The sequence below is a fragment of the Rhizobium sp. P2_G9 genome (genome assembly GCF_056403475.1).
Genome location: NZ_JBFUFK010000010.1, coordinates 33,460 through 59,154, shown reverse-complemented (window position 1 = coordinate 59,154; position 25,695 = coordinate 33,460). Strand labels below are relative to the sequence as shown.

Sequence of the window (25,695 nt, the reverse complement as noted above, 5' to 3'; positions counted from 1 at the left end):
TCATCTCTCGCCAAGATGGCTTGACATTCCGGGTGATCGAGGATTGATCGGGCGGGCGACTGCGAACCTGATCAGTTCATCGACGTTGTGGATCGCCACAATCTCCGCTCACTTATGCTGCCCTGCAGACATCCATGGAGGTGCGCCATGACGCTCCAGCCTGCCACGATCGACAAGTTGAGCAAGCTCTTTCCCCGGCTTGCCAGCAACCATGACGGCGAAGTGGTGGCAACAGCCAGGGCCATCGTCCGCACGCTGGAATCGGTCGGCAGCTCACTCCACGATCTGAGCGCCGCCATGACCCCAAAAACGGAGCAGAAAATCGTCTATCGAGACAAGGCGGTCTATCGCGATCGTCCAGGGGCGCCGGAGGCAAAGCCCCAACCAGACTATATCGCCATGTCGAGCGAGCGAACCATCCGACTCGCCAAAATCCTGCTCGCGGAAAATCATCTCAAAGAGCGGCAGGAAAAGTTTGTCCAGCATATGCTCAAGGCGGCAGCACTGAGCAAGAACAAATTCCCGGTGACGGTCAAGCAGTGGAAAAGGTGGCAATCGATCCTCGTCGATAACGACATCTTCGAGGAAGAAGCGTGATCCCGCTTATTCAGCCTCCGACATGGATCCCGGCTTCCGCCGCAGCCAGTCGCGGTCAGGGGAGAACCGGTGTCGGGCTCTACTCTGTTTGAGGCTTGGCTACAGGGCTGGAACCGCCCCGTAGGTTTGGTATATACAGCCCGATTGGCGACACCGGCGACGCCGTTGTTTGGCCGAATCATTGAGAAAGGCCTCGTGAGGCAAGGCGTTGCCGTCGATGCAATGCCATAGTAAATTCCCCTCGGTGCGAGCTCTCCGCATAAAGACTTTACAGGCGTCCAATCGGCTAGGGCTGCTGGCGCTCCCCGGAGTCGATCATGGTTCTGAATTCGCACAGCGAGGCTAAATATCAGGCGAGCAGCCAGCTCAGGGCGGCCATACAGCTTCCCAATTTGCGCGTCGAGCGACGCCGACTGGAGGCCGGCCATCACGTGCCAGGCGTACGATCCTCAACCGAGCTTGCCTTCGTCATTGCTGGCCGTGCATTTGCTCAGCAAAACACCAACGGCGCGACCGGCCGATATTTCATTCAACCAGGTATCGCATGCATTCTGCCGAAGGGAGTCGAAGAGAGCGAAAGTGCGAATACATCGCCCATCGAATGCCTGCACGTCTATTTGCCCGAGACGCTGATCGCGCACAGCGCCCTGGCCGACTATGATATTGATCCTGCTAAGGCAGAATTGTCCTATGTTGGCGGCCTGAGAGATTCGACGCTCTATCAGATGGCAATCGCGTTCAACGAAATTTTAGGTCGAGCGGGTGAGCCGGCCGACCGCCTTTTTCTGGATGGCATGCAGGCGGCACTCGCGGGATACCTGTTGGGTACTTATGCGATAGACCGTTGGCAGCGCCCCGCCAGATCGCCCGATTTTGACAGCAAGCGGTTCAAGCGCGTACTCGAATATATCGAATCCCATCTCACCGGCGACATCAGGCTGGGCGATCTGGCACAAGAAGCCTGTCTCAGCCAGTTTCACTTCTCGCGCCTGTTCCGTGAGGCGACCGGCCTTTCGCCTCACGGCTACGTGACCTTTCGTCGGGTGCAGGAGGCGCAAAAGCGGCTCGAGCTTGGCGAATCCTCGCTGATTGAGATCGCTCTGGAAGCGGGTTCCGGGTCTCAGGCCAATTTCATCCGGGTTTTCCGCAAGGCGACTGGACTTACGCCCGGCCAATATCGCGAGCTACGCAGGCGTTAGGGCAGACCGCCATCACCTTTCCAATAGCAAGAATTGCCCATGGCTCCGCAAGAATCGGAAATACCGCGACCCTTTTGCGCTCTAGGCTTGGGTTACGGTGTTGAACAGCGTGGGAGAGAAGTTTCGGAGCACGATCGAGGCGTGAGGTTGGGCGTGCGCTTCGTCCGGCTCGATAATGTCGTGATCGAACGTCTGCGACATCGTGACGCCAGCCGACATCCTTCGCACATATGGCTGGGGCAGCGTCCAGAAAGTTGAAAAGTATTTTCAATGATTTAGGAGAAAAAGATGGCAATCGGTACGATCGTTCTCGTTCATGGTGCATTTGCTGACGGATCTTGCTGGACGAAGGTAATTTCCCTTCTGACCGCGAAAGGTCTGAGAGCTGTTGCCGTTCAAAACCCGCTCAGTTCGCTCGGCGACGATGTCAAGGCAGCGCACCGCGTCATCGAAATGCAGGACGGCCCGGTCCTTCTCGTGGGGCATTCGTGGGGCGGTGCCGTCATCACGGAAGCGGGCAACCACGACCGGGTGAAGGGTCTCGTTTATGTCGCGGCGGGCGCTCCGGACACAGATCAGTCTTTCAGTGATTGGTGGAAGAATTATGCGCCGGTGGCCGGCGAGGCGATAGCTCCCTACGGCGACGGCTATGTTGCGTTGACGGCAGAGGGCACCCGAAAGCACTTCGTGCAGGATATTCCCTCCGCCGAGGCAGATATCGTCTATGCCACTCAGGGGCCGCTTGCGGTGCGTTGCTTTGGCGACAAGATCAGCCACGCCGCATGGCGTTCCAGGCCGTCGTGGTACATCGTCGCTGCCGACGACCGGACTATCCCTCCCGATGTCGAACGCGACTCTGCGGCGCGGATGGGTGCCCAGACGCTGGTGCTCGAAAGCTCACATGTGCCGATGCTTTCCCAGCCCGCGGCGGTAGCCGATTTCATCGCCGGCGCCGCTGCTGCCCTGTAGCCCCGGCTTTCGCTTTTACTTTCCGATTTCGAATAGAAAAGGACGTTCGTTATCCGTAGGAGGTAAAATGTACGGGATGCGAAGCTCTCAGTGCCAGAGCGTAGAAGTGTATTGCTCCGATCCTGCGCAGGAACAGCGACGCGGCGTTACCTTGTTTGTCTGGCACCGGGTGTATTCTGCATCGGCACGTCGACACTGTTCGGCGTCAACGTCCCATACACCCAACCCGGCAAGCCGGCTTGCCTGAAAAATGGATATTTATTCAGTAAAATCAACTTGGTGCGGACGACGGGAATCGAACCCGTACGATCGAGGATCGAGGGATTTTAAGTCTCACCAACTGCGCCGTGTAGAGCCATGCCGGGCCCGTTTCATGGCGTACTTCCAATGCTTTTCTCGACATCATGGTCATGTTGAACCGTGCTGGACCTGGCTTCGTGTCGGGCCTCGCATCGGGTCTAAGATGCTGAAAGGAGCAGACATGACGACGAAATTGACCCAGGGCGCCGTGAACAAGATTGCCGATGACTTTGCCAAGGGAGCCCAGGTGTACGACGATGAGGTCTCCGGCCTCAGGATCGTGGTGGGGAGTAAGTCTTCCAGCTACAAGCTCGTGGGGAGGATCAACGACGGGAGCGACAGATATATCTCGATCATCGTCGGCAGGACGGACGAAGTGAGCCTCAGGGCGGCCAGAGAGCGCTCGGCGGAGCTGAAGCTAGCGCTTCGACGCGGCGAGGATCCGAGGCGCCCGAAAGGTTCCATGCCCACCCTGCGGACGGCGTGGGATAGGTATAAGTCCTCCCGGGCGGCCGAGCTTCAGAAGAGTACAGTCGTCTGGTACGAGGGAAAGATTTTCGGCCCGCTTAAGCCACTTCTGGACATCCCCTTCGACAAGTTAGACCGCGAAGCCACCCGCGCTCAACATGAGAAGATCACGAAGAAGCACGGCGCCTACTGCGCCAATGGGGCGATGCGGGCTCTGAAAGCCGTCTATAACGATGCCGCTCGCTCACATGACCTTCCACCCAACCCGGTCTCGCGGGCCGTGCGGATGAACAAGGAGCGCCCGCGCCAATGGGCCCTTGGTCCGGAGGGTCTGCCCCAGGCGTGGCGTCGCCTAGACGCGATGGAAGACCGCATCCGTGCGACGTGCTGGATGGTGATGCTTCTAACGGGCCTGCGCTCCCACGACGCCCGCTCCATGCAGTGGCAGCACTTGGATGACCATGGCGTCCTTCTGGTCCCGTCTCCAAAGGGAGGGAAAGACAGAGCCTTCAAGCTCCCGCTACCCCGCTTCCTCCTTCAGAACCTTGAGATGGTCAGGCAGGAGACCAAGGGGCTGGCAAGCCCGTTCGTCTTCCCGTCGCTGAACAGCGAGTCGGGCCACATCGAGGAGATGAGAAGGACTAACGAGTTCCCCTACGCTCCGCACCAGATGCGCCACACGTACAGGACGGCTGCCCTTGAGGCGGGGGTGGACATGCAGACCATAACGCTCCTGATGAACCACAGACCTGCGGGTGTGACCTGGGGTTACATTACCCGCGCCCACCTCGTAGGGACGAYGCGGGAGTCCCAGGAACTAATCTGTTCGGCCATGACCCGCTTTCGCGGTCAATAGGAAAATACACATCTGACACGACTCAGCATGAAACGTTGATACGATTCCGTTTTCAGGTGGGCTATTTTGTGTTTGTTGAGGCGCCCGCAGGCTGAGAAGCCTGCGGACATAGCGAGCAAGATAGAGAGAGATTGCGCCCCGACACTCGTCTTCAACGATAGGAGTGCCGACGGCATGGAAGCCCTGTTTTCAGAGGTGATCGAACGCCTCGTCCGCATCGAGGCAACGCTCGCTGCCCCGCGGAAGGAATATCTCACGGTCGAAGAGGCCGCCCAGTTCATTGGTGTCTCGAAAGTGCTGCTGGATGAATGGCGTAGTCGAGGCGGTGGTCCTGCCTACCACAAGATCGGACGACGCGTCGTCTACTCGATTGCAGACCTGCGAGCGTTCGCATCCGCCTCGCGTGTCGAGGCGCTGCGATGAGCGGTTATTCAAACGAAAACGGGCGCACCGTGGACATCGGCGCGCCCGAAATCTTCTCGCAGACAAGGACCGGACACTTGCAATCCAGTAAACAAGAAGACTCTGCCATGCACACTGCCTCCAAGGTGCCATCGCTTGATGTCAAGCAGGCCGAAGCCTTCCTCAGAGCAGGCTTCGAGCTGTTCCGGCTCCACCGCTACAACGTCGTTTATACAGATCTTAAGGGGCGGTTGAAGCCTCGGGGCAAGACACCGCTAGCACGAGGATGGCAGAAAGAGCCTCCGCTCGATTCGTCCGCGCTTCGGCGCCACATGGCTGACGGCGGCAATATCGGAATCCGACTGGGGGACAGCCACTTCGTCATTGACGTCGATCCGCGCAACGGCGGGCGGGAGTCCTACGAGCGACTCATGAAGGACTTTCCCCAGTCTGATGCCCCCACGGTAATCACCGGCACGGACGGTCAGCACATCTTCCTGCGGAAGCCCGACACCTTCGAAATCGTCGGCGGTCTACCGGGGTATCCGGGCATCGATTTCAAGAAGAAGGGCGGATATGTGGTTGCTGCAGGTTCGGTCCATCCAGAGACCGAACGGACCTATCACCTGGATCCGCTCTTGGATGTTACCGATCCCTCGCAAGTGCCGATGGCTTCTCAGGCGCTGCTCGACTTCCTAACGACGAGGCCAAGAGCTGCGAGCACCGAGCCCATGGATTGCTCAGTCGAGCAGCTTGAACGGTTTCTCGCGGCGCTCGATCCGAGCGACTACAGCGACTACTCCGCGTGGTTGAATATGGCCATGGCGGCTCATCATGCCACGGGTGGCTCCGAAGAAGGCATGGAAGTTTTCGTTGCTTGGAGTCAGCGTGACCCTATCTATGTGGACCGCGACGACGAGACGCGCGCTAAATGGTCGACATTCAAGATGACGGATGGCAAGCAGATCAGGCTCGGCACCATTTTCCATGAACTGAACAACCTTGGCCGTGGAGACTTGGTGGACGAGTTCTACCGCTCGTCTGCCGAGGAAGACTTCTCCGGCGACGAGCCCGACATCGGGAACCTACCGGGGGCGCACGACCGAGACCTCATAGACCGCATGAACGAGGAATATTGTGCCGTGATCGGCGCCAGCGGCTTCGAAATTTTCAAGGAAGACACGGACGCCCTCTACGATCCGCCTCGACCGGTCTGGACTTCGATGTCTCGGACAACATTCATGCACTGGCACGAGAACACGCGCGTCAAGGTGATTGGCAGCCGCCGAGAGCTAACGCAGGCCGAATTCTGGCTCCAGAGCCCGCGGCGACGACAGTATCCCGGCATCGTGCTGGACCCAGACGGTCGAGAACCTAAGAAGTTGAACCTCTGGAAGGGCTGGGCCGTCACCCCGAAGGCAGGTAGCTGGACGTATCTGCAAGAACTAACGGAGAAAGTACTCTGCGCCGGCAATTCTGAACATGCAGCGTACGTCTTCAAGTGGATGGCGTTCATGTTCCAGAAGCCGGGCACGTCGCCCGAAGTCGCTATCACGTTCCGCGGCGGCGAGGGTGTGGGCAAAGGCACGCTGGGTCGGATGCTGCTCGGCATCGCCGGCACCCATGGCCTCACCGTGTCATCTCCCAGCCAGTTCGCGGGCAGATTTAACGCGCACCTCCGCTCGGTCGCATTCCTCTTTGCTGACGAGGCCTTCGTGCCGGGAAACAAGGAGTGCGAGGGCATCCTCAAGCAACTCCTGACTGAGCCGGTCATCGCTTACGAGGGCAAGGGAGCAAACATCGTTGCGGGCCGCAATCTCGTGCATCTGATGATGGCGTCGAACAACGACTGGATCACGCCGGCCAGTGTGGAGGCACGCCGTTTCGCGGTGTTCGACGTCACGGACGAGCGGCGAGGAGACCGCACCTTCTTCGGCAAGCTGAAACAACAGATGGAGCGAGGGGGCGGCTACGCGGCGATGCTCCACGACCTGCTGTCCATGGATCTCGGCGATTGGCATCCGTCGACCGAGATTCCGAAGACTCAGGCCTTGGCAGACCAGAAGCTCCACAGCCTGGACCCCGCGACGCTCTTCTGGAGGTCGCTCCTTGAGCGAGGAACCCTGCCGACGACAAGCCTAATCGATTGGGCGGGTGGCGCGGTCATAATCGACGCCAGTTCCAAGCAGGAAGTGATCGACGAGTACGATAGCTACCTCAAGACAGGACGACACTACAACCGAAGGCCGACGGCCAAGGCGCYCGTCGGCGCCGGGAAGATCCTGGGACTCGACACTGTGAACAAGGACGGGAAGGAGCGGCAGTGGACACTGCCCCCGCTTCACGAGGCGCGGCGTCGGTTCGAGCAGGCGCTTGGAAGCGCGGACCTGTTCAGCTACTAGGACGCTCGACCCATCGGCCCCCGCCGTTATCGGCGGGGTCGTCCCAGCCTCAGGAGCATTAGGGAGGGATCCTCTGCCGGTGCGACGATCACTGTTCGCGGAACGAAGTCATTCTGCCTCTCGCACCATGCAGCGGGGCCTTTCTCCTGGCGTCGGCATGCCCATGTCGGCTCGCTATCCACCGTCCTCCATGAAATCTTGACTCAAAATGTCGGGATGCACTGGACCTGCAAATGCACGCGAATTCGCGGTCAAATCTGCGAAATTCGCGGGTGAACGTGCGCCCCAGAGGGTTCGCGCATGATACGCTTTTAGAAATGGAGGCAAGGTCGACGCGTAATGGCTAAGCCATTAATATTGCTATGTTTATTACACTTATTACGCTTATTACACTTCAAAAAAGATAAATAAGATAGATAGCCTGGAGCCTGGAGCCGGGGGCCGGGGCGGCGAGAGAAAAATCCGTACGCAAACGAGACGAAGCGTAATTAGTATGAAGCGTATAAAGGTAACGATTTCATGGGCTTGTCGACTACACTTCGGCGGAGCCGGGCTATGTACGCGTAACATCCCCGGTGGATGATGGCCACTTTGGAACATCGACCTCGAAAAGATGTCAGGAGGTCGAGTCGGTGCTTTGGCTGTCCGCCATAGGCCCTCGGCCCCTCGAAACGGTCCACAGCGCATCCGCACCCTCCGCAAGCCTCGCGCGCGAGCCTTCAGGAGGCCGTAGAACCGTAAACACAGGGGATTGAGTGTCACTTGTTCAAAAACTAGTTCAAATTGGGCAAGAAAATCATGTGCTTACCAGAAACCAGATTTGAAGCCTGGCGCGAGGCCCAAAATCGTAATTTCTCCGTCGTGATGCTGGCTCGCTATGTGTCCTGCGCACTGCACGATCTGCCCGCGAACGATAGGAGTTGGGGATGGCGAGACCAAGGGCGATTGCCCGCAAACCTAATTTGGACAGGCGGTGGACGCCAGAGGTCGAGGCACGAGTTCTTGAGATCGTTGCCAAGACCGGCAGCCCTAAGCGCGCCGCCGAGACGATCGGTGTTTCGGCCAGCACCATCCACGATCATAAGCTACGGGACCCTGATTTTGGCGTGAAATACGGTCAGGCCATGGATACAGCGTTCCACGCGGTGCTTGGGCGCGCGTTCGACCGCTCGCTCGATGAGGACGAGCCGTCCGATCGCCTAATCGAGGTTCTTCTGAAGTTTAGGTTTGTCGACAGGGCACCGGCATTTGACCCGAGTGCCATGGACACGGTTCGGACGGACGGGCCACTCGGCCTCGATCCGCGAGTGATCGCTAGGATGAGTGCGAGCGACAGGGTCTCGCTCGCTGGCGCGCTCAGCCGCTATGTCGAACATGAGATAGACATGAGGGCCGACAATGCGCTCACGATCGACATCTAGCGTCGCCCTCGGCATGCTCCGGGACCTGGCAGGTTTTGAAAGCCTTGCCGAAAGGATGAATTCTACGGCACCCGAAGCCGTTCGCGCTGCGGGCGGACCCGCCGAGCTTGTGTCGAGGTATGGTGAAAAGGGAGGGGCGGGGTTCTGGGCCGCACAACTTCCAGAGGCTGTCTGGGAAGCGATGGCCGCCGAGAACCAGCGGCTGCATCGCGGCTAGGAGCCGCGTTGAGGACCGTTGGGCAACCTCTTCCAATCCTCGAATCGGTCGTTGATTAGGCGCTTTCGGGCGGCCTCAGTAGATATCCCGTTTGCCCGCGCAGCCTCGCTGATGCTTTTGTACTGTACGCCGTCGGCCATGACCGGGTGGCTCTGACGTGGAAGCATGCCGCCGTCTGCTTTCCTCGCTCGAACGCGGCTGACTTCCGCCCGCGTGGTTTGGCAACCCCTCTCCTCGTGCAGTATGCGGGCAATTTGGGCGTAGTCGTGCCCACCAAGCAATAGGTCCTCTATTCTGTCCCTCTTGCTGACAATGCCCTGCTTCTGCCAACCGTTCATCCCAACTCCGTCAACTGGTTGACGAGTTATCCAACACTTGGATGCGAGGAGCAAGTGTTGATGGTCCGCACGATGACACAATGCCAAAGATCTCCTCGCACCCGCTCGGGTACTCACCCGAGCACTTCAAGGAGAACCAACATGCAAAACTACAATTCGATTAGCAAAGCCACAGGTGATGTAACGGTGCCTGTCGATCTGCAGGATATCCAAATCACTCTTTCGGCGATGCGCTCCCATGCTTTGAAAGACAAGCCCGAGATCATTCCGGATGCCGAGGCTCTCCAGTGGTTGGACGACTTGTCTTTCGATGAGGTCATGTTGGGAGCCAAGCTCGTGGCAACGGTCCGGAAGGTCCGCGAAACGAGTGTCTTGCGCTACTTCCTCGACGCGCTGATTTCCAGCGGCGAGCCGACCACCTAAATCAACTGAGAGGGCGAAAAACCATGATGAGCGCGAAGAAGAGGAAGTGCCTTACGGTGCGGGCGAAGGTGGCGGACGTAGCTAAATTTTCGGACACCCTGTCGCCGGATGCCGCGGAGGCTGCTGCTGTTATCCTGGGCGGTATGCGAAAGCTGGCGGCTGCTACCGGGCCCGGCCATGTTCCCCTGGACGTAGTGACTTCGGTACTTCCCGAGGCCTATCGCCGGAATTGGGCAAAGAAGCAGCTTGGCAAGGCGGCTTGATTGCTCAGGCGCGTCGGACGGTTGTTCGGCGCGCCGCTTCACTCGGTCCCGCCCTGTCGGAGCGCTGGTGTAGACCGTGCGAGCCGTATCGCATTCTGCGAAAGTCCACATCGGCAATGGCCGGTGACAACCGCGAGGGCGGGGACGATCGACGGCTGTGCCGCGCCTGCTCGATTCCAGGCCCTCACGCGACGTGAAGCGAAGGAGACCAGCATGGCGATACAGAAAGTGGCCCTTGCGAGCCGATGGATGTCCGTGACGGACATTGTCGATCGGCTGCGCCGGGCTCGACAGAACCGCGAGCAGCAGGCAACGCTGCTCGATGACCTTGAAGAGCGAGTGGCACAACATCGCGCCAGTGTGGAGCGGTCGCTCGCCTATCTTTCCCCCAATGAGCGATCATCAGTCCTTCACCGGACGGTTAACGGCCGCCGCGGTGAGGTCAAACGCGATAGTGCTGAGAAGCGGCGCGCGCACTTGATGGAAGTCAGCCGGATCAGCGAAGAGGTCGCGAACGTTCGCGCCCACTATCAAAACCCGGTCCAGATGCTGATGCGGGAAGGGCTGGGTTCGGAGCGCCGCAGCAGGCTCACTCACCAGATCGAAAAGTCTGGCCCGACTGAGCTGGCGTCGTTGGCGTCTCTGGCCGCATCGACGAACGACCGCGAGTTAGCTGCTGCCCTGTGCGGACGCATTGCCGACCTTCCGAGGGACCAGCGCTCCATTTCTGTCTTGGAACTTGCCGATGCCCTCATAGGCGAGGAGCACCGCAAGGTAACGCAGGCCTTGATGGAAATCGACCGTCTTGGAACCGAGGCCGTACATGCTGACAGTGCCTTCGAGACAGGTCAGCGCAACCCCACGCGATCGATCCAGACAGCGCTCATGCGTCGACAAGAACAAGCTCTCGATGCCCCGATCGCAGACGAAACCGAAGACCAAATCCAGGAGGACTAATATGCCGATATACGCTTTCTATGCGGATGCTCAGCATAAATTTCGTGCCGACGGACGCAACACCGTAGTAGTTTCCGGTACCGACGCCCAGGCTGCCCGTGGCGCGGGTGAGGCTCTGATAGGAGAGCCTGGGGCGCTGAGCACCTTCGCGGTGGTCGATCTCACGACAGCGCCGGCGTTCGTGGTTGAGGGGCACCCTCCCGTCGGCGCCCGCGGCCAAGCTGTCTGGCCGACGCTCGGTCGCGGTGGCGATCCATTGAGGGGCGCATGAACATGGCGGAGAAAAGTCTCAGCCCTCTGGCCCGCCTCGAACGCGAAATCCGCCGGCAACTCGCCGGCGCATTCCAGACAACGCCGATTGAACTGTTCATCTTCCTTGGCGGCGACTACGAACAATTCAACGAGCGAGATCAGGCGCTCATGGAGTGGCATCTGCGAACCCACGGGTACGCCGAGCGTCAGGTCACGCAATTCTGTGGCCGTCCGGCGGTCACAAAATGGTGTCGGACGTCAATTTGGCCGGAGGACCGGCAGTGGATGGAAGATGACGACGAATTCACTGCGCTCTGCGGGGACTGAATATTCGTGCGGTCGTCTCCGCCTTTCGATCACTGACAGAACTTCTTCCATGCTTTTAAGAACTCCTTGGTGCTCTTAAATTCCGACGCCAACTTCGACACAGTCATCCCATCGGAAATAAAACTCTCATAGCCGATGAAGCCTCCAAACGCATTCTTGGCGTTTACGTCTCCACAGGTCACGGTTATCCCCGTGGAACCGGTCGCCAAGAAGACGTTTCTAAACTGCGCGGACTGCGGATCCCGCAGGCGCAGCCTGACAGCATCCATCGCCTTCGACATGAGCCAGGTCTGTGCTGGGTCCGTCGTGCTGTCCAGTGCCGCATACTTGGGATGAAGTTGCAGATCGGCCTCCGCCTTCTCAACCGCAGCCTCCTCCTGTCTTTGCTTAGCCGCGGCAGCGCGCTTCTCCGCATCGTGCTTCCACTGTGACCTTTTGCGTTCAGCTTCCGCCTCGGCGTCCGCCTTCTTCTCTTGCGCACGCTTCGCGTCTGCTGCTTCGGCCTCGGCTTTTTCCCGCAACGCACGAAGTTCTTTTTCTCTGCCGAAGAGCGCCTGCCGTCGAGTCTCGCGCTCACGGGTCAAGGCATGCCACGCTTCGGGGTCGGCAACTCCCTCGGCTCGCGCATCACGCATATCGGTGCTGTCTTCGAAACCCAACCTCTTGGCTTCGATTCCATCGAGGTATGAAGCGCCAGCTGTCGATGCAATGAACATCAAAAGGCCGAGACCTGCTAGGCGCTTGCCCCGCCTGCGGCTTGCTCGAAAGGGTAGGAGGGCCAAGCCTACAACGGTGACGGCAAGAAAAACGATCATGAAAGCGGAGAACAGGGTCGCCATATTTCCTCTAAGAGTAGCCGATTGGAACGTTTTGTTCTTATATCACGGAACATATCGTTCGTAGACGGCCCACAGGCATTTTGAACATTTTGTTCTGATGACTGTGTTCTCCGAAAATTTGCGCCGAAGGGCGGACGAACTGGAAATATCGAACTCCGAGGTGGCGCGGCGTTGCGGCCTGAGCGAGCGGAGATATGCGCATTATGTTAACGGGGCTAGAGAACCAGATTTGGGTACCCTAGTTCGCATAGCGCACGTGCTGAAATTGACTATTGACGAGCTCGTAGCACGGCCACTAGACGACGTGAAACCCGACCGGAAAAGTCTTCTAATTGATCGCATTGCGTTGGCATTAGATGGGCTACCGGAAGAAACTCTCGATTACCTTGCTATCCAAATTCAGGCTCTCGCAGCAAGATGAGTTGTTCGCTGGGCGTCCGCGTTGCCGATGTTGGGGACAATTGAGACATGAAGTTTTTGAAGTAGTTCTTATCGGGCTCAGTGGGACGATCCGTTGCAAAGTGCCGGACGAATTTGCGCTGTCCAGCAATTCTCCATTCTGTCTGGCGCGCGACCTTGAATCCCAGGCATTAGTTTTTCGCAATGCAACTTTTAATTTCTCATGGAAAACTATACATGGAAAGCAATACAATTATCATTTGGGGTTGAATAGTTGTTGAAGTTATAGGTAGAAGCGGGCGCATAACATAGTTGAATTTCGGGGTTTTGTATTGCCGCCAAAGCGGCTCCTATCGTCGAAATCTTTGAATTCATGGGAGAAACGATCAGATTAAATTCTCGATGTTTACTAGCGTCATTCAATATTACATCCCGAACTAAATATGCATCGCCAGGCGCGAACTCAAATTTATCAGCTAACGGATATGCTGTCGCTAAACGCAAATGTTTGCGTTCATTGATCAGTCGATGGTTTTGATCGAGCATTCCATCACCATAACCGAGCCCAAGACTTGCAGGTTCATAGATGTCGATTAGGCTGCTTGCACGCCGAACTTCAAAGCCGACAAGCACAAGCAATCGGTTTTTTCGCGAGGGTAGCAATTTTCCGGGATATCCCAGAACAGAACGAACGTCCTTGATTCCTTTTGAAAGCCATTTCTCATCAGCCGGCGTGCCGGGATCATACTCTTTTGCAGGGCAGTATAAATATTGTATCTGGTTGAAATCTTTGTGAAAAATATGCATCAGCAGGGAGAAAAGTATGAGAACTGTCTCATGGGTCATACACGTCACGTCAACACACACGCGAGATGCGGAGGAGATTCTACAGCCGGTAATCTCCTTCTCAAGCTGATCTGCGGTCTTGATCGCTATCCGTTTCGTAATCTCTACGATCTTAGCGTTCTCACGGAAGTGATTAAGTAGCTTATGCGCGTGCGCATCACCAGCACCCGCTACATCGTCATTCTTTAAAATGAGGACTCGTTGCTGGCCTGATGCTGAAATATTTAAAGGGGCCGATAAGCAGCGCTCTTCATAGCTTGCCGCACAAATAAACAGATCAAATCCACCCTCAAACCTGAGACGCAGGTCCGCAAGGGGGACACTCTCCTTTTCGAACACCTTAGTCACCATTGAACAATTCCCCTTGGGGCGACTCCATAACGCTATCAAAACCTTTGATGCGAACCTCGTTTAAGAGCCTTTTGGGATAATGGAGAGCAGTTTGAATCTTCTCATTCGTAACGAACTTGTATCCGGCGAAACTGGTAGGGTCCAGCTTAAATGACGGAGCCAGAGCTCGGGTCATAATGTAAAGTTCAGCCCGGCCTGTACCCTCCTTATTGCCGATCGAAGACCTGTGAAAATAGCCGTACTTTACGCCGAGCTTCAAGATTTTGGACACCTCATCGTCGGGGCCATTTGAAAACGCTATGCTGAAGACCCTTCTCTCAGACGCATCTGAAACGAGAATCGTTCTGAACATTCCACCCAGCGCAAAGATCAAATTCTTGAGTTTTTTGGGACCGTCTAGGGGGAGCGTTTCGTCGCCTTCCTCCAGTTCTAATTTCTTAAACTCGTCAAAGAGCAATCTATTCGAATAGTATTTTGCCACCTCGTCTTGAATAGAGTGTGAGATGTAATTCGGCCTGTTTCCGCCATTTTTGGCGCTAGCCTCGGCAAACATGAGCGACGACATCTCAAGCAAATGACGCACGACGCCGGAAGATAAATGAACAAGTTGCTCGAATCCGGCGTAACTATATGTTGATCCGCTCTTGCTGCGCCCCTCGGAGAGGGAGCGGATATAGTTTGGCCGCGCATACCGAATTGCATCGTCGTTTGGACGATATCCCCTACCTTCTTTCGCCCATCTTGCTGTCAGATCTTCGGCTATTTCCCTGATCCGATTTTCTTGCTCGATGTCTTCAGGGAAGAACTCATGAGGTGACTTTGCGTAATCGAACTTCCGCAGACGCCTGTGAATTATTTCTGTGACGCGGCTGAGGTAATTATCTATTCGTGTCGTGTATTTATCGGAGATATTGAACTCCGAGTAGTCATGTGGCGCATCAATGCGCTGTCCGCCAACTGCCTTATAGGTCTTATACTCACCCTCTTGGATCGAAATCTTAAAACACATGTAGCCGGTTGTTCGGCGGGCAACCCAGGAATTCAGGATCATAGCTTGTGATTCGTTCAAGTTGTCGGCGTCGTCAATTAGGAGGAATAGCGGCCCATTTGGCATAAAGGACAAACTCATAAGTCCTTTTACCAAAGGCACAAGAAAGTCTGAGAAGCCGAAGAGTGCACCATCGTACGGCAATATTTCTTTTACAAATGCGATGCGCCGCGTGTAGCTGTTTAAATCCGAGAATATGTCGTCGAAAATTTCAATGATGAGTGCTAAAGTCTCTTCGATCGTTGCGGAGGTCTTTGCGACGCTCTGATCGGAATCGTAGCCGGATCTGTCTAGAAGACTTTTGATAAGGCCCTCGTAGWATTGTCTGAATTCTTGATCAGCTTTGCGATCCTCTTTTGGAAGGGGTGTTCGCTCTCTGAGAGAAACGAATATTTTGGTCGCAATATGTAAAACCAACGCATGTTCATTCAGCACAATTGCTGCATGCTTGGATTCTTGCAATCTAAAAAGTTCGGGCAAATTCAGGTCAGTTTCTTTAATTGGAACGTATGCGGCGTAAAACCGTAAAGCCTGAAGAGGCAATACATTATACTGACACTGGCAATCCGGCTCCAGAAACCTGAAATACATACTCTTTCCAGCGCCCCTTGGCCCAGAAATGAATGTGTGGCCGGCCTTTTCAACTTGAAGATAGTCACTATCGGACTGAACAAAGAGATCAGCCATATCTGATGTAGACAGGTTCTCAGGAGTTTGGACGTCGAACGGATTAGCCATTATTGAGCTACCTTGAAAATGACTCTAGTTCTTTTGCGAAACTGGTGCCCGAAAAACGTGAGTTTCGCCGTCCCCAATGCTCCAGATCAGTCGAAAGTGAATAAATCTCATCGGTTTCGCCGCTTGGATATCCCGCATCCTCCAGGCGAAATGCAATCTCGGGAAGTCTTTCGCCAATCTGCTGGCTTGATTTTGTCGATCTGATCTTAACGCTGATCGATTGAATATTTACAGCCGGAATCATGAACCGATTGCAGTATATTCTCTCTTTGTACATCTTAAACAATCTATTCAATATCTCGTCAACAATATAAACATTTGAATATCGTTTTGTTATTTTGTTAAATTTGGGAAATTTTTCGTTTAAGTCATTAACCGATATCGAATAGTTCAGCTCAATCGACTGACATTCGTCTCGAACCATTACGGAATGCAAACATGATGCGTATTTATGGAATATCTCACTCGACTTAGGTATTGAGTTCAACCGCTGAAGAGCTTTGTTTGCTCTATAGTGATCATCGGCGAGTTCATCCGCAAACCGTAATATTGCTGCGAGCATTCTCGGGCGCACATCTATTCCATTGAGCGGCTCGATAGGAAGAAGATATGAAATTGTATCTTGATCGTCTCCGACCTTGCCTCCATGCGCGGCCGCGATTTGGCGAATCACGTTCTTCTCAAACGAGTCGCCAAGATATTCGCTCACATGAGCCATCATTTCGGTAATACGTGCTTCGTGCTTGTCTCGACCATGAATATTACCTAAATCGTGGAAATGGATCGCACAGAGTAAAAGGTAGATTTCATAGCCCAAAAGGCGATATTGGTTCTTTGAATTGTCGAGAATTGCGGCCGCTCTCTGAATCACCGTCCGGATATGATCTGGTCCGTGGTCAGTCAACATCCCCCCATCTACCGCCGTGCTACCAGCTTGCACATGGACATGATAATCGCGATCTAGTTTTGCTGCCATCTCAGAATAGCGTGAGAAGTACGAATATTTGTGATTGTCGAAAGGCAGCTCACTCGGGTTGTCCGAGCATAATTTTCCAAGAGTTTTTTCCAGGCTGCGATCAATTATCTGCATATTTACTCCGCAGCCGCCAAGGCGCTATCGCCGGCCTGACTAGCGATCATAACCCGTTGGAACATTGCTTTAGCGAGAAGCGGGGGCACTGCGTTTCCGACCTGCTGTTGCTGAAATCCAATGGAACCAAAGAATTCAAAATGGTCCGGAAAAGATTGCAATCTTGCTGCCTCGCGAACGGAGAGCCCCCGGTTTTCGCTAGGATGTACCAACATGTTCTTTCGGAAGTTGCCGATAGTTATTGCAGGTTTATCCCATTCAAGCCTGCGGTATATACCAGTATGGCATCTCGACGCATCCTTATAATTCTTCATAAGATCTGCGGGAATGTCTTCCCAGTTGCCACCCTCGGGAATGTGCTCATAGCGGGCAATAACATCCTCAGAGTTTCTCGTGACCAGATTGCCACCTACTGATTTGCGATTTCTCCTCATGTGCTTGGCATAGGCGGACGCAGCCCCTGTTTCGTATTTTAGCAAGCTTTCTACCGCTCCATTTCTTAGATGAGGAAGATCTGAGATTGCCTCCCGTACGGTGATGGTTTTTCTTAGGCCTGGGACCGGGAAAGAAAATTTTTCCAAGGACCTTCCTGCCACTACGAATAGCCTGGATCTTGTTTGCGGAACCCCGAAATCTTGCGCGTTCAGTATTGTTGTCGTGACGCAATACCTTTGGCTGCGCAGCCCTGAGATCACAAGGTCAAGGAATTTTGCCCCTTCTGTCTCGGAAATACCCTTAACATTTTCAAACACGATCCACTCAGGTTGGAGCTCTTCTGCCGCTCTTAGAAATTCTTGAAAGAGCCAATTATTGTGATTGGCAGAATTCCTGGTGCGTTGGTTTGAGGTTGAGAAACCCTGGCACGGCGGGCCGCCAAATAGCACGCTCTCTTCTGTCGACCGGTAAGGGCTAAAATCGATAGTTCTGATGTCCGCGCACAGAACCTTGGTCTTCGGATGATTGAAAGAGTACGTTTTCGCAGCAAAGGGGTCAGCTTCGACGGCGAACGCGGTCTGCACACCAGCCCAGGCGGCGCCGACAGACATACCGCCTGCCCCAGAGAATACATCAAATCCCCGCACATAGTCCCCCTAAGAAGCTGGATCGATTTAAAGCTGAAAACAATCAAAAGTTCAACCGCTCATGCCGGAACGGTGGCTTTTTTCAACGAAATGGCTACGAGAGCTTGATTTCGAGGAGGGCGTTGAGATGAAGAGGAAAATCGGTAGCTATCCCACCTGGGCAGCCATCCCACCTGGGTTAAAGATTGTGTTAGGCGTCTTACGCAAGACGTAAATTGGAAAGATTAGATGGTGGCCGCTGCGGGAATCGAACCCGCACGGGCGGAGCCCGAGGCATTTTAAGTGCCTTCCGTCTACCAATTTCGGCAAGCGGCCTGCTGTTTTCCAGCTGTTTTGCCCATGTCTACGACTCATGACAGCCATGCGCATCGGGCCTATATCAGGCTTTCTAGAACGCGAATAGGCCTTAAGAGCATGATCCGATTACCCTTTTCGGTAGACACACGAAGATTTTAAGTCCCTTGCGTCTACCAGTTCCGCCACGTCCGCTTATCCCACCTCCGGTAGCCCAGAGCCCGGATTCGATCAAGCGTAAATGGCAGATAAAGCAAAGGCGGCGCTTGGGGCGCCGCCTCGAATGTCAAGCCTGGACGTTCGTTCAGCCGGCCTGCTTGGCCGCGATCTTGGCGACATGGGCGCCCTGGTAGCGGGCGGCTTCGAGTTCGATGGCCGAAGGCTGGCGCGCGCCGTCGCCGCCGGTGATGGTGGAGGCGCCGTAGGGCGAGCCGCCCTTGATTTCTTCGAGGCCCATCTGGCCCTGGAAGGCATAGGGCAGGCCGACGACGATCAGGCCGTGATGCAGCAGCGTCGGGATGAAGCCGAGGATGGTCGATTCCTGGCCGCCATGCTGGGTGGCGGAGCTGGTGAAGGCGGAGCCCACCTTGCCGACCAACTTGCCCTGCGCCCAGAGACCGCCGGTCTGGTCCCAGAAATTGCGCATCTGCGAAGCCATCGTGCCGAATCGCGTGCCGGCGCCGACGATGATCGCGTCATACTGATCGAGTTCGTTCGGATCGGCGATCGGCGCTTCCTGATCGACCTTGTAATAGGAAGCCTTGGCGACTTCGGGCGAAACCAGTTCCGGCACGCGCTTGACGGTGACCTCGGCGCCAGCCGACCGGGCGCCTTCGGCAACCGCATTCGCCATGGTTTCGATATGGCCGTAAGCCGAATAATAGAGAACGAGAACCTTTGCCATCGTATGTTCTTTCCCCGCGTAGGAGCGGACGTTTCGAATTGGACGGCTTCTATATATTCCGCGGCACGGCGGCTGGCAGGATAGCAAATTGCGGCTGTAGTGTTCGATCTCAGTGAACAATGGAATTTCAATGATCGCTGAGATGACGACAAAACCACGCGTGGCCAACCTTGACAGTTGTCATGGCCGGGACCAACTTCAATTGTGACCGGGCAAGGAAGATATGCATGAACACGGATAATCTGGTGACCGCCGCGATGCTCGCCATCGGCGACGAACTGCTGTCGGGGCGGACAAAGGACAAGAATATCGGCCATCTCGCGGATATGCTGACGCTGTCGGGCATCGACCTCAAGGAAGTTCGAATCGTCGGCGACGACCATGACGAGATTGTTGCCGCACTCAACGCGTTGAGGCCGCGTTACGATTACGTCTTCACGTCCGGCGGCATCGGGCCGACACATGACGATATCACCGCCGATGCGATTGGCGGCGCCTTCGGCCTGCCTGTCATCCATGACGAAAAGGCCATGCAGATGCTCGGCGCCATGTATGAGCGGCGCGGCATCGAATTCAACGATGCGCGCAAGCGCATGGCGCGCATGCCCGAGGGCAGCCTGCATATTGATAATCCTGTCTCGACGGCGCCGGGCTTCAACATCGGCAATGTCTATGTCATGGCCGGCGTGCCGAATATTTTCCAGGCGATGCTCGACAATGTCCTGCCGACGTTGCGCAGCGGTGCCAAGACGCTGTCGCGGACGGTCAAATGCCCGTTCGGCGAGGGCGATATCGGCGCGCCGCTGGCCGCTGTGCAGAAAGCGCATCCTCAGACGGTGATAGGCTCCTATCCGAAATTCGACGGCATGTATTTTTCGACCGACCTGGTCATCCGTGCCCGCGACGAGGCAGTGCTCGATGCGGCGGAGGCCGCGGTGCGCGCCATGGTCGACGAGGTCGCGGCACTGAAGAAGAATACCGGCAGCGCAAAATCCAGCCAGGATTGAACTAGATCAAAACGCCACGCGTTTCTTCCTTGTTTTATAGTCTTATTGGAAGCCTAACATTCAGGGAGATTGCCATGCCCATCAAGACCATCGCCGTGGTTCTCAACGACCCGGAAACGGCAAAGATCGTTATCGACACCGCCATCTGCCTCGCCCAGGGCCATGAGGCGCATCTGGTGGGGCTGCATGGCGAGGCGATCGATCCGCCGCCGGTCCTGTCGCCCTTCGACCTGCCGGACGCGACTGTGATCGCGACACTCTACGAAGCCGCGGCCCGGCGCAGCAAGGACATCGAAAATCGTTTCAACGAGATGACCCAGCTCGCCGGCGTCTCGGCCGGCTGGCGGACGCTCAGGGGCACGAGCGGGCTTGCCGCCCATAGCGTGGTGGAGAGCTGTCGCGCCGCCGATCTGGTCGTCGCCTCGCAGCCGGCGGCCGGCCGGGTAGGGGAGATGGACGACGTGTTGTTCGAAAGCGGCCGCCCGGTGCTGTTCGTTCCGTGGATCCAGCGTGACTGCAAGCCGTTTACCCGCATCCTGGTCGCCTGGGATGGGTCGCGCGAATCGACGCGGGCGATCTTCGATTCGATCCCGCTGCTGCGCGCTGCCGCCGAAGTGGAAGTGTTCTCGATCGACGCGCCCGACAGCCGGGTGCAGAGTTCCGTGCTGGCGGGCGCCGACATTGCCGAGACACTGGCGCGCCGTGGCCTCAAGGTGACGGTCAATTCGCAGGAATCGCAGAAACTGCCGATTTCCGCCGTCATCGAGAACCGCTGCAGCGATTTCTCTGCCGATCTCCTGGTCATGGGCGCCTATAGCCATGCCCGTATCCGGGAGCGGCTGTTCGGCGGTGTGACGCAGACGCTGCTCGAATCGATGACCGTGCCGGTGCTGATGTCGCGATGATGGCGTAACGGGTCCGTGCCATGGGACAGGCGATTGTGCAAACGCGACAGGTTTGATCTGGACGGATGGTGCCGTTTTATCATAATGACGGCTCTCGAATCGCTGGAAATCTCTCGCGTTTTCATCCTTTTTAGAAAGAAAAGCCGCCATGTCCCTGCCCGACAAAGCCTTTCCTGTATCCTGGGATCAGTTTCATCGCGATGCACGGGCGCTTGCGTGGCGGTTATCGGGGATGAAGCGCGAGTTCAAGGCGATCGTCTGCATCACCCGTGGCGGTCTGGTGCCGGCGGCGATCATTTCACGCGAGCTCAATATCCGGCTTATCGAAACCGTGTGCATCGCCTCCTATCACGATTATCTCAACCAGGGCGACATGAGCGTGCTTAAGGGCATTGCGCCGCAGCTGCTGGAAAATGAGGGCGTGGACATCCTTGTCGTCGACGACCTGACCGACACCGGCAAGACCGCGTTGGAAGTGCGCGCCATACTGCCGAAAGCGCATTTCGCCACCGTCTATGCCAAGCCGAAGGGCGTGCCCACCATCGATACCTTCATCACCGAGGTGTCGCAGGATACCTGGATCTATTTCCCCTGGGACATGGGCTTCACCTACCAGGAGCCGATCGCCAAGGACCATCGCGGCTGAGCGGTGCCGGCCTTTCCTCGTTTGAGGCATCGCAAAATTTGCGGGGATTTCAGACCCGAATATGCGGATATTGTTCAATTTAAACAAAATTTAATGAGCTGTCCCTAAGTTCAACCCTGCGGGTGTAATCTGGTTTCCGCCTCGGCTCGGCCGGGACGCGATGGTGATCAGTATTGCAGCGCGCGTTCGACATAGGGGGCCGGATTTGACGCTATTTTCCAGATTGTCGCTAACGGCGAAAGTCGCCGTCGTGATTGTCGGCGCCAATTTGGCGGGCCTGGCGATTACGACCTGGCTCTCATGGTCCGCTGATTATTCGGCTGGAATGGAACGCGCGAAACGCGAATGGCAGCAGGCGACGCAGCAGATCGGCGCGACGGCAGAGGGCGCCGTCAAGTGGAAGAAGGCCGCTGTTGTTCAAGATGCCTACAAGACCTATCGCGGCAACCCGGATCTCGGGCTGCGATATTTCGTAGCCATGAGCGGCAAGGGCGACGTCATCGACGCCTGGACGGCGCAGGAGGGCGACAAGCCATCTTCCGAGGCGCTGGTGAAATCGCTCGTTGCCGGCAATCCGGACAAGCCGGTTGTCGATGAATCGCTTGGCGATCGTATCGTGGTCGTGGCGCCGCTGAGCCTAGACAAGAAGGGCAATCGCATCGGCTATATCGCGACATCCTGGTCGCCTGAAAAGGTGGTTTCGAATTCGCGTTTGCAGGCCGGCATGTTTGCGGGCAAACAGGCACTGGTCCTTGCGTTTGTGATTGCTGCCTTCATGCTGGCGATGCGTCGGTTCGTGGGCAGGCCGCTCGCCACGTTGGCAGGCCGTATTGCCGGTATCGCCGAGGGAGATCTCGACAGCGCGGTGCCGCTGATGGAGCGCGGCGACGCCGTTGGGGTGATTGCCCGGGCTGTCAGCGATTCCGTCCAGTCGATGAAGGATCGGGCGGAGCAGGAGCGCGTGGCGCAACAGCGGCAGCGGGAAATTGAGCTCGAGCGCGGCAAGTTTGCGCGGCAGACGCGTGACGCCGCCGACAGGCAGGCCGCAACGATCGCACTGCTGGGCGCGGCGCTGGAGACGGTCGCCGCGGGGGATTTCTCTTCGCGTCTCGGTGACGTGGATGAGGACTTCGAAAAACTGCGGCGAGATTTCAACACCATGATTTCAGCCGTTGCCGCGGCGCTGTCGGACATAGCCGATACCGCCACGGTGCTCGATGGAGGCGCGATTGATCTTGCCGGTTCGGCGGATCAACTTGCGCGGCGCACCGAATCCCAGGCTGCAGTGCTTGAGGAGACCGCAGCGGCGCTGGACGAGATCACCACGACCGTCGGTCAATCGACGAACGAAGCGGTGGAAGCCAGTCGGCTGGTTGCCGCGGCGAAGGAAAGTGCGAAAGGCTCGTCTGTCGTCGTTCGCGATGCGATTGCCGCAATGGACCGCATCGAGGAATCATCGAGCCAGATCGGCAAGATCATCGGCGTGATCGACGAGATCGCATTTCAGACCAATCTGCTGGCGCTCAATGCCGGCGTCGAAGCGGCGCGTGCAGGCGAAGCGGGCAAGGGTTTCGCTGTCGTGGCCCAGGAAGTGCGTGAACTGGCTCAACGTTCCGCTTCCGCTGCCAAGGAAATCAAGCAACTCGTCACCAATTCCGGCACCGAAGTGGGAGCGGGCGTCACGCTCGTGGACACGATGGGCAAGTCCTTGCTGACGATCGAAGGGCAAATCCGCGATATCGATCGCTCGATCAACTCCATCGTCTCCTCCGCGCAGCAGCAGTCTACGGCTCTCAGCGAAGTCAACGACGCCATCCGTCGTATGGACCAGAACACCCAGCAGAATGCGGCCATGGTCGAGGAGACCAATGCCGCCTGCCAGGAATTGCAGACGCAGAGCAACCATCTCAAGGCGGCGCTGGGGAATTTCCGCTTTGCCGGCAGTCATGCAGCGACCGCTCCGCATCAGCCGAACCGGCCAATTGCGCAGCCTGCCGTGGCAATCGCTCGCTCGGCACCCAAGCGCGCCATGCCGGTCTCGAGGACCGCCACGGCAGCAGTTGCGAACGAGTGGCAAGAATTTTGAGTGTAAGCGTGCGTGGTTAACCTTGCGTCTTGAAGAACGCGATCAGGAGGACATTCTATGAAATACTCATTCATTACCGGCGCGATCGTTGCGCTTGCCATGGCCATTGCATTGCCCGTCAGGGCAGACGAGGCTGCGCATGTTGGGCCGGTCAAGGACTATATTGCTGCCAATGTCAAGGGTTGGATCAATGATCCGGTGATCATCAACGCCATCAAGGCTCAGAACGCCGAGCATGAGAAGTTGCAGCAGGCCGATATCGACAAGCTTGACAAGCAATGGCGTGCCGAGGTGGATGCAGACAGCCATCCCATGATCGACAAGGTGATGGGCAATCAACTGTCCGATTTCCTGAAAGCCAAGCAGGGTGCATCGGATGGCACGATCACCGAGATGTTCGTCATGGACAACAAGGGTCTGAATGTCGGCCAGTCCTCAATCACGTCCGACTACTGGCAGGGAGACGAGGGCAAGTTCCAGAAATCGTTCGGCAAGGGCGCGGACGCCATATTCGTCGATGATGCGGAGAAGGATGAGTCGACGCAGATGCTGCAGTCGCAGGCGTCGATGACCATTTCCGACGAGACCGGCAAGCCGATCGGAGCAATCACCATCGGCATCAATCTCGACAAGCTTTGATCCTCCGGCGGAACGATGTCTTTTCATCCTTTAGAGGGGCTTTAAGGCCCCTCTGTCTTTTCGACGAAAGGCGAGCACTAAGATGATTGTTAAATTTGGCGTGAGTAATAGTATTATTTTTCGATCATTTGACGGGCTATACTTTGCGTGTCGAGTTTGGGGTGCATTTAACTTTATTTAATTAGCGTGCCGTAATGTATATTGGCTCCAGGGCGCGTCCGCCCATTTGCCCTGGACCAGAATGGAGATTGGCGATGCTTGCCCGTGAAGGCGTTGCGCGGTCCTGGCGACCGCGGCATGCGAAAGTCTGCGCCATGACGGTGATTGCAGCGATCGTGTCTGTCGCAGTTCCTGGCCGTGCCCAGGACATTCACGTGGCACCCGTGCTCGCTTTCTTCGACGCCAATGTTCGTGGCTGGGTTTCCGATCCGATCATCATAGCCGCGATCAAGGCGCAGAACGCGATCGATGCACGTCTGACCGGCACCGAGATCAACGCACTGGACGACGAATGGCGGCAGGAGGTCAATCGACCGAGTCGGCCGCTGATCGATCGGGTTTTGGCCACGCCGGTGTCTGCCTTCCTGAGGCACAAGGAAGACCAGGCCTCCGGCGCCATCACGGAAATCTTCGTCATGGACGCCAAGGGCCTCAATGTCGGCCAGAGCGGCATCACCTCCGATTATTGGCAGGGTGACGAGGCCAAATTCCAAAAGACGTTCGACAAGGGACCATCCGCCGTTTTCGTCGACGACGCGCGCAAGGACGAATCGACCCAGATGCTGCAGTCGCAGGTGTCGATGACCATTGTCGACGAGCATGGCAAGCCGATCGGCGCGATCACGGTCGGTGTTAATCTCGACCAGCTTTAGCCACGTCGATCCGCTGATTTTACGGTCCGAATCGCTTTGGTTTGCCGCTGCCACAACGGTCCTTGAAATAAAACAATCGGGGGGCTCYGTGGAGAAAAATAAATCTCGAAAGGGCTGCTCTGTGTACAAAGTCCCGCCCAGACCGACCGCGGGATCACCCAAAGCCTTGCATTTTATGGCGTTGGACGCCGTCCACACTATCCACAAGCTGTGCATACTAGATGTGGTGTTAATATTTCTGTCACAGACCACCTCTTGACGGAATCAGCCGCCTGATCTCTATTGGGGAGGTTGCGGCGGCGACAGGGTCAGAAGGTAACGAGGTCTGGCCCTTCCCAGTGGAAAAATGAGCGGGTGAAGGGGCGTTTTGCGCCACGGCGAAGCTGTGTCTGCGCGTGTAAAAAGCCACCTGTCATTTTTCTGTCGCAGTGGGAAGAAAAGCTGGAATAAATCTGTTGTTAACACTATATTTAGTGTTGCCGATCATTCTAGCCACCATATACAGCATGAGCTGGAACGGGTTTCCCAAAACTGATGAGGGAACACTGGCTGATCGAG

At 56.4% G+C, this 25,695-nt stretch carries 25 protein-coding genes and 1 tRNA gene; 19 read left to right on the top strand and 7 right to left on the bottom strand.

The window, feature by feature from the left end; all coding sequences use genetic code 11:
- Positions 1–147 precede the first annotated feature (147 nt).
- The 12 genes from AC1DYF_RS10325 to AC1DYF_RS10270 all read left to right on the top strand — a co-directional run bounded on the left by AC1DYF_RS10325 (position 148) and on the right by AC1DYF_RS10270 (position 11,391).
- Positions 148–597, top strand: a complete 450-nt coding sequence (locus AC1DYF_RS10325) for a hypothetical protein (protein WP_477876634.1) — start codon at positions 148–150, stop codon at positions 595–597.
- A gap of 317 nt (positions 598–914) precedes the next feature.
- The gene (locus AC1DYF_RS10320) at positions 915–1,796 is read left to right on the top strand and encodes an AraC family transcriptional regulator (RefSeq protein ID WP_477876633.1); all 882 of its coding nucleotides are present in this window, start codon (positions 915–917) and stop codon (positions 1,794–1,796) included.
- A gap of 288 nt (positions 1,797–2,084) precedes the next feature.
- A complete protein-coding gene (locus AC1DYF_RS10315; RefSeq protein WP_477876632.1) occupies positions 2,085–2,765 on the top strand; it encodes an alpha/beta fold hydrolase in 681 nt (226 codons plus the stop codon).
- Positions 2,766–3,246: 481 nt separating this feature from the next.
- Positions 3,247–4,389, top strand: a complete 1,143-nt coding sequence (locus tag AC1DYF_RS10310) for a tyrosine-type recombinase/integrase (RefSeq protein WP_477876631.1) — start codon at positions 3,247–3,249, stop codon at positions 4,387–4,389.
- A gap of 174 nt (positions 4,390–4,563) precedes the next feature.
- The gene (locus AC1DYF_RS10305) at positions 4,564–4,812 is read left to right on the top strand and encodes a helix-turn-helix transcriptional regulator (RefSeq protein WP_477876630.1); all 249 of its coding nucleotides are present in this window, start codon (positions 4,564–4,566) and stop codon (positions 4,810–4,812) included.
- Positions 4,809–7,193: a bifunctional DNA primase/polymerase gene (locus AC1DYF_RS10300; RefSeq protein WP_477876629.1), complete on the top strand. Its 2,385-nt coding sequence runs from the start codon at positions 4,809–4,811 to the stop codon at positions 7,191–7,193. Before AC1DYF_RS10305 ends, AC1DYF_RS10300 begins: the two co-directional genes overlap by 4 nt.
- Before the next feature lie 926 nt (positions 7,194–8,119).
- Positions 8,120–8,614, top strand: a complete 495-nt coding sequence (locus AC1DYF_RS10295; protein WP_477876628.1) for a hypothetical protein — start codon at positions 8,120–8,122, stop codon at positions 8,612–8,614.
- Positions 8,615–9,310: 696 nt separating this feature from the next.
- The gene (locus tag AC1DYF_RS10290; protein ID WP_477876627.1) at positions 9,311–9,592 is read left to right on the top strand and encodes a hypothetical protein; all 282 of its coding nucleotides are present in this window, start codon (positions 9,311–9,313) and stop codon (positions 9,590–9,592) included.
- A gap of 23 nt (positions 9,593–9,615) precedes the next feature.
- The gene (locus AC1DYF_RS10285) at positions 9,616–9,855 is read left to right on the top strand and encodes a hypothetical protein (RefSeq protein ID WP_477876626.1); all 240 of its coding nucleotides are present in this window, start codon (positions 9,616–9,618) and stop codon (positions 9,853–9,855) included.
- 213 nt (positions 9,856–10,068) lie between these two features.
- The gene (locus AC1DYF_RS10280) at positions 10,069–10,812 is read left to right on the top strand and encodes a hypothetical protein (RefSeq protein WP_477876625.1); all 744 of its coding nucleotides are present in this window, start codon (positions 10,069–10,071) and stop codon (positions 10,810–10,812) included.
- Position 10,813: 1 nt separating this feature from the next.
- Positions 10,814–11,083, top strand: a complete 270-nt coding sequence (locus AC1DYF_RS10275) for a hypothetical protein (protein WP_477876624.1) — start codon at positions 10,814–10,816, stop codon at positions 11,081–11,083.
- The gene (locus AC1DYF_RS10270; RefSeq protein ID WP_477876623.1) at positions 11,080–11,391 is read left to right on the top strand and encodes a hypothetical protein; all 312 of its coding nucleotides are present in this window, start codon (positions 11,080–11,082) and stop codon (positions 11,389–11,391) included. Before AC1DYF_RS10275 ends, AC1DYF_RS10270 begins: the two co-directional genes overlap by 4 nt.
- A 29-nt stretch (positions 11,392–11,420) precedes the next feature.
- On the opposite strand, the gene AC1DYF_RS10265 is transcribed toward AC1DYF_RS10270, so the two are convergent.
- Complete coding sequence (locus AC1DYF_RS10265; protein WP_477876622.1) at positions 11,421–12,230, bottom strand: hypothetical protein; 810 nt, start codon at positions 12,228–12,230, stop codon at positions 11,421–11,423.
- 97 nt (positions 12,231–12,327) lie between these two features.
- Here AC1DYF_RS10265 and AC1DYF_RS10260 point away from each other — a divergent pair, with 97 nt between their 5' ends.
- The gene (locus AC1DYF_RS10260) at positions 12,328–12,651 is read left to right on the top strand and encodes a helix-turn-helix domain-containing protein (protein WP_477876621.1); all 324 of its coding nucleotides are present in this window, start codon (positions 12,328–12,330) and stop codon (positions 12,649–12,651) included.
- 209 nt (positions 12,652–12,860) lie between these two features.
- On the opposite strand, the gene AC1DYF_RS10255 is transcribed toward AC1DYF_RS10260, so the two are convergent.
- The 6 genes from AC1DYF_RS10255 to wrbA form a co-directional block, all read right to left on the bottom strand.
- The gene (locus tag AC1DYF_RS10255) at positions 12,861–13,826 is read right to left on the bottom strand and encodes a hypothetical protein (RefSeq protein WP_477876620.1); all 966 of its coding nucleotides are present in this window, start codon (positions 13,824–13,826) and stop codon (positions 12,861–12,863) included.
- Positions 13,816–15,612 carry an ORC-CDC6 family AAA ATPase gene (locus AC1DYF_RS10250; RefSeq protein WP_477876619.1) on the bottom strand — a complete coding sequence of 599 codons (1,797 nt, stop codon included), beginning with the start codon at positions 15,610–15,612 and terminating at the stop codon, positions 13,816–13,818. The genes AC1DYF_RS10255 and AC1DYF_RS10250 overlap by 11 nt, the downstream gene beginning before the upstream one ends.
- Before the next feature lie 7 nt (positions 15,613–15,619).
- The gene (locus AC1DYF_RS10245; RefSeq protein WP_477876618.1) at positions 15,620–16,702 is read right to left on the bottom strand and encodes an HD domain-containing protein; all 1,083 of its coding nucleotides are present in this window, start codon (positions 16,700–16,702) and stop codon (positions 15,620–15,622) included.
- 2 nt (positions 16,703–16,704) lie between these two features.
- Positions 16,705–17,784, bottom strand: coding sequence for a DNA cytosine methyltransferase (locus tag AC1DYF_RS10240; RefSeq protein ID WP_477876617.1), 1,080 nt, complete (start codon positions 17,782–17,784; stop codon positions 16,705–16,707).
- Positions 17,785–18,013: 229 nt separating this feature from the next.
- Positions 18,014–18,099: transfer RNA gene (locus AC1DYF_RS10235), tRNA-Leu, on the bottom strand.
- Between the two features lie 283 nt (positions 18,100–18,382).
- Positions 18,383–18,982 carry an NAD(P)H:quinone oxidoreductase type IV gene (gene wrbA / locus AC1DYF_RS10230; protein WP_477876616.1) on the bottom strand — a complete coding sequence of 200 codons (600 nt, stop codon included), beginning with the start codon at positions 18,980–18,982 and terminating at the stop codon, positions 18,383–18,385.
- A gap of 227 nt (positions 18,983–19,209) precedes the next feature.
- Between wrbA and AC1DYF_RS10225 the strand changes: the two genes are divergently transcribed.
- The 6 genes from AC1DYF_RS10225 (at position 19,210) to AC1DYF_RS10200 (ending at position 25,137) form a co-directional block, all read left to right on the top strand.
- Positions 19,210–19,989 (top strand): competence/damage-inducible protein A, encoded by a 780-nt coding sequence (locus AC1DYF_RS10225; protein WP_477876615.1) that lies wholly within the window; start codon positions 19,210–19,212, stop codon positions 19,987–19,989.
- Positions 19,990–20,063: 74 nt separating this feature from the next.
- Positions 20,064–20,894 carry a universal stress protein gene (locus AC1DYF_RS10220; protein WP_477876614.1) on the top strand — a complete coding sequence of 277 codons (831 nt, stop codon included), beginning with the start codon at positions 20,064–20,066 and terminating at the stop codon, positions 20,892–20,894.
- Between the two features lie 148 nt (positions 20,895–21,042).
- A complete protein-coding gene (gpt, locus tag AC1DYF_RS10215) occupies positions 21,043–21,540 on the top strand; it encodes a xanthine phosphoribosyltransferase (RefSeq protein ID WP_477876613.1) in 498 nt (165 codons plus the stop codon).
- A gap of 205 nt (positions 21,541–21,745) precedes the next feature.
- Positions 21,746–23,626, top strand: a complete 1,881-nt coding sequence (locus AC1DYF_RS10210) for a methyl-accepting chemotaxis protein (RefSeq protein WP_477876612.1) — start codon at positions 21,746–21,748, stop codon at positions 23,624–23,626.
- 57 nt (positions 23,627–23,683) lie between these two features.
- On the top strand, positions 23,684–24,265 hold the full coding sequence (locus AC1DYF_RS10205; RefSeq protein ID WP_477876611.1) for a hypothetical protein: 582 nt from the start codon (positions 23,684–23,686) through the stop codon (positions 24,263–24,265).
- A 254-nt stretch (positions 24,266–24,519) separates the two neighbouring features.
- A complete protein-coding gene (locus tag AC1DYF_RS10200) occupies positions 24,520–25,137 on the top strand; it encodes a cache domain-containing protein (protein WP_477876610.1) in 618 nt (205 codons plus the stop codon).
- The last annotated feature ends 558 nt before the right edge of the window (positions 25,138–25,695 follow it).

What these genes read in the sequence shown, in the direction of transcription:
- AC1DYF_RS10285 (WP_477876626.1), top strand. Translation starts at nt 9,616, where the DNA reads ATGATGAGCGCGAAGAAGAGGAAGTGCCTTACGGTGCGGGCGAAGGTG.
- AC1DYF_RS10275 (WP_477876624.1), top strand. Translation starts at nt 10,814, where the DNA reads ATGCCGATATACGCTTTCTATGCGGATGCTCAGCATAAATTTCGTGCC.
- gpt (WP_477876613.1), top strand. Translation starts at nt 21,043, where the DNA reads ATGTCCCTGCCCGACAAAGCCTTTCCTGTATCCTGGGATCAGTTTCAT.
- AC1DYF_RS10305 (WP_477876630.1), top strand. Translation starts at nt 4,564, where the DNA reads ATGGAAGCCCTGTTTTCAGAGGTGATCGAACGCCTCGTCCGCATCGAG.
- AC1DYF_RS10265 (WP_477876622.1), bottom strand. Translation starts at nt 12,230, where the DNA reads ATGGCGACCCTGTTCTCCGCTTTCATGATCGTTTTTCTTGCCGTCACC.
- AC1DYF_RS10315 (WP_477876632.1), top strand. Translation starts at nt 2,085, where the DNA reads ATGGCAATCGGTACGATCGTTCTCGTTCATGGTGCATTTGCTGACGGA.
- AC1DYF_RS10325 (WP_477876634.1), top strand. Translation starts at nt 148, where the DNA reads ATGACGCTCCAGCCTGCCACGATCGACAAGTTGAGCAAGCTCTTTCCC.
- AC1DYF_RS10205 (WP_477876611.1), top strand. Translation starts at nt 23,684, where the DNA reads ATGAAATACTCATTCATTACCGGCGCGATCGTTGCGCTTGCCATGGCC.
- AC1DYF_RS10270 (WP_477876623.1), top strand. Translation starts at nt 11,080, where the DNA reads ATGAACATGGCGGAGAAAAGTCTCAGCCCTCTGGCCCGCCTCGAACGC.
- AC1DYF_RS10225 (WP_477876615.1), top strand. Translation starts at nt 19,210, where the DNA reads ATGAACACGGATAATCTGGTGACCGCCGCGATGCTCGCCATCGGCGAC.
- AC1DYF_RS10245 (WP_477876618.1), bottom strand. Translation starts at nt 16,702, where the DNA reads ATGCAGATAATTGATCGCAGCCTGGAAAAAACTCTTGGAAAATTATGC.
- AC1DYF_RS10260 (WP_477876621.1), top strand. Translation starts at nt 12,328, where the DNA reads ATGACTGTGTTCTCCGAAAATTTGCGCCGAAGGGCGGACGAACTGGAA.
- AC1DYF_RS10320 (WP_477876633.1), top strand. Translation starts at nt 915, where the DNA reads ATGGTTCTGAATTCGCACAGCGAGGCTAAATATCAGGCGAGCAGCCAG.
- AC1DYF_RS10200 (WP_477876610.1), top strand. Translation starts at nt 24,520, where the DNA reads ATGCTTGCCCGTGAAGGCGTTGCGCGGTCCTGGCGACCGCGGCATGCG.
- AC1DYF_RS10255 (WP_477876620.1), bottom strand. Translation starts at nt 13,826, where the DNA reads ATGGTGACTAAGGTGTTCGAAAAGGAGAGTGTCCCCCTTGCGGACCTG.
- wrbA (WP_477876616.1), bottom strand. Translation starts at nt 18,982, where the DNA reads ATGGCAAAGGTTCTCGTTCTCTATTATTCGGCTTACGGCCATATCGAA.
- AC1DYF_RS10280 (WP_477876625.1), top strand. Translation starts at nt 10,069, where the DNA reads ATGGCGATACAGAAAGTGGCCCTTGCGAGCCGATGGATGTCCGTGACG.
- AC1DYF_RS10220 (WP_477876614.1), top strand. Translation starts at nt 20,064, where the DNA reads ATGCCCATCAAGACCATCGCCGTGGTTCTCAACGACCCGGAAACGGCA.
- AC1DYF_RS10290 (WP_477876627.1), top strand. Translation starts at nt 9,311, where the DNA reads ATGCAAAACTACAATTCGATTAGCAAAGCCACAGGTGATGTAACGGTG.
- AC1DYF_RS10295 (WP_477876628.1), top strand. Translation starts at nt 8,120, where the DNA reads ATGGCGAGACCAAGGGCGATTGCCCGCAAACCTAATTTGGACAGGCGG.